The 5722-nt window shown below is 69.5% G+C and carries 8 protein-coding genes; 5 read left to right on the forward strand and 3 right to left on the reverse strand.

Going from position 1 to position 5722, the window contains the following annotated elements; translation table 11 throughout:
• Positions 1-151 precede the first annotated feature (151 nt).
• The 3 genes from tsaE to ROTAS13_RS18345 form a co-directional block, all read right to left on the reverse strand.
• On the reverse strand, positions 152-625 hold the full coding sequence (tsaE, locus tag ROTAS13_RS18335; RefSeq protein WP_019460232.1) for a tRNA (adenosine(37)-N6)-threonylcarbamoyltransferase complex ATPase subunit type 1 TsaE: 474 nt from the start codon (positions 623-625) through the stop codon (positions 152-154).
• 135 nt (positions 626-760) lie between these two features.
• Positions 761-1186: an organic hydroperoxide resistance protein gene (locus ROTAS13_RS18340; RefSeq protein ID WP_019460231.1), complete on the reverse strand. Its 426-nt coding sequence runs from the start codon at positions 1184-1186 to the stop codon at positions 761-763.
• 69 nt (positions 1187-1255) lie between these two features.
• Positions 1256-1699 carry a MarR family winged helix-turn-helix transcriptional regulator gene (locus ROTAS13_RS18345; protein WP_075823035.1) on the reverse strand — a complete coding sequence of 148 codons (444 nt, stop codon included), beginning with the start codon at positions 1697-1699 and terminating at the stop codon, positions 1256-1258.
• 390 nt (positions 1700-2089) lie between these two features.
• Between ROTAS13_RS18345 and ROTAS13_RS18350 the strand changes: the two genes are divergently transcribed.
• From ROTAS13_RS18350 to ROTAS13_RS18365, 5 genes are all read left to right on the forward strand, one after another.
• Positions 2090-2296: a cold-shock protein gene (locus tag ROTAS13_RS18350; protein WP_019460229.1), complete on the forward strand. Its 207-nt coding sequence runs from the start codon at positions 2090-2092 to the stop codon at positions 2294-2296.
• 400 nt (positions 2297-2696) lie between these two features.
• Positions 2697-2858 (forward strand): hypothetical protein, encoded by a 162-nt coding sequence (locus ROTAS13_RS27320; protein WP_171979146.1) that lies wholly within the window; start codon positions 2697-2699, stop codon positions 2856-2858.
• A gap of 244 nt (positions 2859-3102) precedes the next feature.
• Complete coding sequence (locus ROTAS13_RS18355; RefSeq protein WP_099781948.1) at positions 3103-4128, forward strand: NAD(P)/FAD-dependent oxidoreductase; 1026 nt, start codon at positions 3103-3105, stop codon at positions 4126-4128.
• A gap of 13 nt (positions 4129-4141) precedes the next feature.
• Entirely contained in the window at positions 4142-4798 is a 657-nt protein-coding gene (locus ROTAS13_RS18360) for a glutathione S-transferase family protein (RefSeq protein WP_075823036.1), read from the forward strand.
• On the forward strand, positions 4795-5679 hold the full coding sequence (locus ROTAS13_RS18365; protein WP_075823037.1) for a VOC family protein: 885 nt from the start codon (positions 4795-4797) through the stop codon (positions 5677-5679). Before ROTAS13_RS18360 ends, ROTAS13_RS18365 begins: the two co-directional genes overlap by 4 nt.
• Positions 5680-5722: the final 43 nt, after the last annotated feature.

Below are 5722 nucleotides of genomic sequence, written 5' to 3' on the forward strand. Positions count from 1 at the left end.
GCATCGCCCGGCAGGGGTTCGCGCGCCGCGCCGGCGAATCCGCTCGCGGCCAGGAAGGCGTCGATGGCCGGGAAGCCGGGGGCCGGGCCGACCGGGGCAGCGGCAGCCGGGACATCGGTATCCGGGGCGGCGGCGTTCAGGGCATCCATGGTCATGGGGAAAGTCTTTCGATTCGTCCGGGCCAGCCCCGCAGCGTGGCCCGCCGCGCCTCGCCCTCCAGCGGCGTCAGGCGGATGCGCAGCGCATCCTCCGGCGCCAGATCCTCCAGCCGATCCGGCCATTCCACCAGCACCACCCCGTCGCGCGCCTCTTCCCAGCCCAGCTCCGCCACCTCATCCGCCCCGCCGAGACGGTAGAGGTCGAAGTGATGGGCCATGCGGAAGGATGCGGCGTCCGGCAGCTCGTAGCCCTGCACCAGGGTGAAGGTGGGCGAAGGCACTTCCAGCCCGGGATCGCAGGCCGCCGCCCGCAGGAAGGCCCGCGCCAGGGCGGATTTCCCCGCCCCCAGGGGACCGTCCAGCAGGATGGCGTCGCCGGGCCGGGCCAGCCGGGCCAGCCGCGCCGCGAGTGCCTCGGTGGCGGCGAGGTCGGGCAGCAGGATGTCGAGGGATGAAGCAGGCGCCATACGGGCGCACCATGCCCCGGCGCATCGCGCAGGGACAAGCGGCCCCAACCGGGATTGTGCCGGGATGACACCGGCCGCGCGCCGATGGCGGGGAAGCGGTGCCGCGATGCACCACCCCTCCCCCGCGCCGGGTCTTCAGACCACCGTCAGCCCGACATCCACGTTGTTGCGCGTGGCGTTGGAATAGGGGCAGATCTGGTGCGCGGCCTGCACCAGCTCCTCGGCCTTGGCGTGCTCGACGCCCGGCAGGGAGATCTTCAGGTCGGCGGTGATGCCGAAGCCGCCCTCGGAACGCGGGCCGATGCCGACCGTGGCGGTGACCTTCGCATCGTTGGGCACGCGCACGCCCACCTTGCCGCTGACCGCCTTCATGGCGCCCAGGAAACAGGCGGAATAGCCCGCGGCGAAAAGCTGCTCGGGGTTGTTGCCCTCACCGCCGGCGCCGCCCAGTTCCTTGGGCGTGCTCAGCTTCACGTCCAGCGAGCCGTCCTCGGTGGCGGCGCGGCCGTCGCGGCCCCCGGTGGCGGAGGCGGTGGTGCGGTACTTGACGTCGACGCTCATTCTCTTCTCCTCGTCGCCGCAACGCCCTTCGCGGGGCCGGCGGTCATGGAACCGTGTGCGGGAAAATGGTCAGGCCGCCCGCAAGGCATCGCGCAGGCGAACCAGGTCGTCGCGCAGCCCGCCGATCTCGGCAGGGGAACGGTCGATCGCGCAGGCCAGGCGGTAGGGGATCTCCCGCGCCTTCTCCCGCAGGGACCGGCCTGCCTCGGTCAGACGGATGCGGACCATGCGCTCGTCCGACGGATCGCGCATCCGCCCCACCAGCCCGGCCACCTCCAGCCGCTTCAGCAGCGGCGTGAGGGTGCCGGAGTCCAGGAACAGCCGCCGCCCCAGTTCCTTCACCGACAGGCCGTCCTTTTCCCAGAGCACCAGCATGGCCAGGTACTGCGGGTAGGTGAGCCCGAGCGGCTCCAGCAACGGGGCATAGGCGCGGCCGAGCGCATTCATTGCCGAATAGAGGGCAAAGCAGAGCTGGTCATCCAGCAGGGGAATGTCCTGCGTTCCGTCCGACATGCCGCGCCTCCCTCGAAGGATTCATTTGGAGCAATATATAATTGTGTGCAATGAAATTTTTCTCAATGGACTGCGAGCTCTACCATCCGTGACCTGCTCCCATCTCTGCCAAGCCACACCAGAAGTCACGAATTCGTGATAATAGACACTTAACCTCTTGATTGCGCACTGAATCGTTCTCTGGATCACCCCATGCCGCTGCTATCTTCGCAATCTCCTCTTGTTTTCAGGGATGCACTTCCCCACTCTATGGCCCATCAAGTGTTTGGTTCGGCCTGCTCTCCGAGCTCGTGACGGAGCGCCGAGCCTGGTGTCTGCATCCTTTCCAAAGGCTTGGTCCGCCGTGCATGTCTGCGCGGCGGGGATTTCTGCCAAGGATCGGAAAACACCATGGCAACCGGCACTGTTAAGTGGTTCAACGCAACCAAGGGCTATGGCTTCATCCAGCCGGATGATGGCTCCAAGGATGTGTTCGTCCACATCTCCGACGTTGAGCGCTCTGGAATCGGCAACCTGAACGAGGGCGACAAGCTCGAGTTCGAGATGCAGCGCGGCAATCAGGGCAAGGTCTCGGCCGGCAACCTGAAGCGCGCCTGAACGGGCGTGACGGGACCGCAAGGTCCCGGCGGCCACTCCCCGCATCCGCCGGCCATGCCGGCCGCGGGGATGGTGGCGGCGACGGCAGAGGGGGCCACGGCCTCCCTCCGCAACACTGGAGCGGCAACCAGCCGTGACCGAGGCTTTCCGGCCGCCGCATGTGACAGCCGTCACGCAGCCACCGCGCCAACCCGGTCCCTAACGCCAACATCGTTCCAGTGACATTCTTCCAGGCGAAGGCCGCCTGATTGATCGTCTCCCCCTTTCCCGCCGGCTTCGCCCGCGATGACGGATGACGATCTTCATCATGAAGTCACCGACTTCGGGCCATTCTCCACGTTAATCTTCGAAATCAGCACCGAACGGCTCCGATCCCGGAGGCCGCGGCCAAAGGAATACCATGAATACGCCTTCTCATAATCATTCCGGCCATCTGGCCGTCACCGCCAGCCTGCCCTTCCCGGCGGCCCTGGCTTCCACCCCTTCCCTGCCGGCGCGCCCGGAGGCTTCCGGCCTGAGCAGCGAGGAAATTCGCCGCATCGTGCACGAGATCATGGGCTGACCCTCAGCGGGTTTCCCCTCTCGCCCCGGATCTTCCCTTAACCGGGTTTTTTCGCGATCCGGGCCACCCGGCTGGCCTCGCGCCCAGCCCGGCCTTTCCCATTCCCCACACAACGCCCCGTCCATCCCTCCCGCGCAGGCGCTAATTTCCGCCCGTCGCCGGCAGGTGGCTTTGACCGCGGCGCGCTTGCCTGTATCACCCAGCCCCGGACTGGCCCGTATCAATGGGAATTGGGGAGACAGGGATGGCCGCGCGCATCGAGACCGACGTCGCCGTCATCGGGGCAGGGCCCGCCGGCCTGTTCGCCGTGTTCGAGTGCGGCATGCTGAAGATGCGCTGTACGGTGATCGACACGCTGGATGCCATCGGCGGCCAGTGCACGGCGCTCTACCCCGAGAAGCCGATCTTCGACATTCCCGCCTTTCCCCGCATCCCGGCCGGCGAGCTGATCGACCGGCTGGAGGAACAGGCGCGCCCCTTCACTCCCACCTACCTCCTCGGCCGTCGGGTCGAGAGCCTGGTGCGGGAGGGCGAGCACCTCGTCCTCGGCACCAGCGCCGGCGACACGGTGGTGGCCAGGGCAGTGATCCTGGCCGCCGGGGCCGGCGCCTTCGGCCCCAACCGCCCGCCTTTGGCCGGGCTGGAGGGCTATGAGGCAGGCGGCGCCGTCCGCTACTTCGTCGCCCGGCGCGAGGATTTCCGCGGCAAGCGCGTGGTGATCGCCGGCGGCGGCGATTCCGCCGTGGACTGGGCCCTGTCGCTGAAGCAGGTGGCGGCCAAGGTCACCTTCGTCCACCGCCGCCCCAAGTTCCGCGCCGCGCCGGAAAGCGTCTCCCAGATGGAGGAAGCCGCCGCGCGGGGCGAGATCGAGATGGCCATCCCCTACCAGCTGCACGGGCTGAAGGGCGACGGGCGGACGCTCACCCATGTCACCCTCGCGACCCTGAAGGGGGAGGAGCGCGACGTGGAGGCCGATCACCTGCTGGCCTTCTTCGGCCTCGCCATGGAGCTCGGCCCCATCGCCGAATGGGGACTGGGGCTGGAGAAGACCCATGTCGCGGTGAACCCGGCGACGATGGAAACCAGCATCCCCGGCGTCCACGCGATCGGCGACATTGCCACCTACCCTGGCAAGCTCAAGCTGATCCTGCAGGGCTTCGCCGAGGCCGCCGTCGCCGCCCATGCCGCGCATGGCCGCGTCTTCCCTGGCGAGGCGCTGCATTTCGAGTACTCCACCAGCAAGGGTGTCGCCGCCGTTCCGGCGGAATAAGGGAGCCAGTCCTATGTCCGAAGGCCGCCTCGTCATCGGCACCAAGCGCTACTCCTCCTGGAGCCTGCGCGGCTGGCTCGGCGTGCATCTCGCCGGGCTGAAGGTGGAGGAGGTGGTGATCCCCCTCGCCGGCGGCGGCGGGACGGCGGCCATCCACGAGGCCACCCCGGCCGGGCTCGTGCCCTATCTGGAGCATCGCGGCGCCCGCATCTGGGAAAGCCTCGCCATCCTGGAATACTGCGCCGAGCAGAGCCCCGCCCTCTGGCCCGCCGACCGCGTGGCGCGCGCCCAGGCCCGCTCCGTGGCGGCGGAGATGCATGCCGGCTTCCGCGCCATGCGCATCGCCATGCCGATGAACCTGGGCCGTGACTATGCCGGCCTCGGCCGCAATCCGGAGAGCCTGGCCGACATCGCCCGGATCGAGGCGGTCTGGGCGGAATGCCTCATCGACCAGGGCGGCCCGTTCCTGTTCGGCCCCGAATTCGGTGCGGCGGATGCGATGTACGCCCCGGTGGTCGCCCGCTTCCTGACCTACAGGCCGGAACTCTCCCCCCGCTCCCTCGCCTATCTGGAGGCCGTGCGCGGCCACCCGCTGATGGAGCGCTGGTATGCCGAGGCCGCTGCCGAGCCGAAGGAATGGCTGCTGCCGAAATACGAGAACCTGGGTTGAACGGCAGCACCGGCGGTGCCGGCACCGCCTCGGACCTCGACCATATCGGCGTCTGCACCCGCGACGGCCCCGCCCTCTGGGCCCAGTGGGAGCGGCTGGGCTTCGCCCTGACCCCCATCGCCCGGCAATCCGCCCCCCGCATGCCCGGCGGTCCGGCGGAGCCGCTGGCCACCGGCAACCGCTGCGCCATGCTGCGCCGGGGCTACCTGGAACTGCTGGCGATCCTCGACCCCGCCCTGCCGGATAACGGGCTGGGGCGTTTCCTCGACCACTACGTGGGGATGCACATCCTGGCGCTCGGCACCGGGGATGCCGCCGCCAACCTGCCGCGCCTGCGCCGCGCCGGGCTCGACATCCGCGACGTGGCGATGCTGGAACGCCCGGTGGACGATCCCGAGGGGCCCCGCGCCCGCTTCGCCCGCGTGCCGCTGCCGGATGCGCCGGAAGGCCATGTCCAGCTCATCGAGCACCTGACGCCGGAGCTTCTGTGGCAGGCACGCTGGCTCGACCACCCCAACGAGGCCGTGGCCCTGGCCGAAAGCATCCTGGTGGCCGAGAAGCCCGCCGAAAGCGCCGCGCGCCTGTCCCGCCTCGCCGGCCTGCCGCTGGAACCCGACCCGGCGGGCGGCTACGTCCTTCCCCTTGCCGAGACGCGCGTCCGCATCCTGCCGGTGGCGGCGCTGGAGACCCTGCTCCCCGGTGTGGAACCGCCCTCTCTGCCCTTCCACGCCGCCATCACCGTGCTGACCGGCGACGGCAACGCCGCCGCCCGGCGCATCCTCGCCGGCATCGCCACGGAAACCCCGCTCGGCCTCACCGTCCCGCCCGAAGCGGCCGGCGGCGTCGCCGTTGCCTTCCGCGCCGCGGACCGCCACGGATGACACAGGCCGCGGCGATCGGCCGCTCGCTGCGGACCTACTACGC

The organism is Roseomonas sp. TAS13 (assembly GCF_001950415.1).
GTDB classification, from domain to species: Bacteria; Pseudomonadota; Alphaproteobacteria; order Acetobacterales; family Acetobacteraceae; genus Roseomonas; species Roseomonas mucosa.

What these genes read in the sequence shown, in the direction of transcription:
- tsaE (WP_019460232.1), bottom strand. Translation starts at nt 625, where the DNA reads ATGGCGCCTGCTTCATCCCTCGACATCCTGCTGCCCGACCTCGCCGCC.
- ROTAS13_RS18340 (WP_019460231.1), bottom strand. Translation starts at nt 1,186, where the DNA reads ATGAGCGTCGACGTCAAGTACCGCACCACCGCCTCCGCCACCGGGGGC.
- ROTAS13_RS18345 (WP_075823035.1), bottom strand. Translation starts at nt 1,699, where the DNA reads ATGTCGGACGGAACGCAGGACATTCCCCTGCTGGATGACCAGCTCTGC.
- ROTAS13_RS18350 (WP_019460229.1), top strand. Translation starts at nt 2,090, where the DNA reads ATGGCAACCGGCACTGTTAAGTGGTTCAACGCAACCAAGGGCTATGGC.
- ROTAS13_RS27320 (WP_171979146.1), top strand. Translation starts at nt 2,697, where the DNA reads ATGAATACGCCTTCTCATAATCATTCCGGCCATCTGGCCGTCACCGCC.
- ROTAS13_RS18355 (WP_099781948.1), top strand. Translation starts at nt 3,103, where the DNA reads ATGGCCGCGCGCATCGAGACCGACGTCGCCGTCATCGGGGCAGGGCCC.
- ROTAS13_RS18360 (WP_075823036.1), top strand. Translation starts at nt 4,142, where the DNA reads ATGTCCGAAGGCCGCCTCGTCATCGGCACCAAGCGCTACTCCTCCTGG.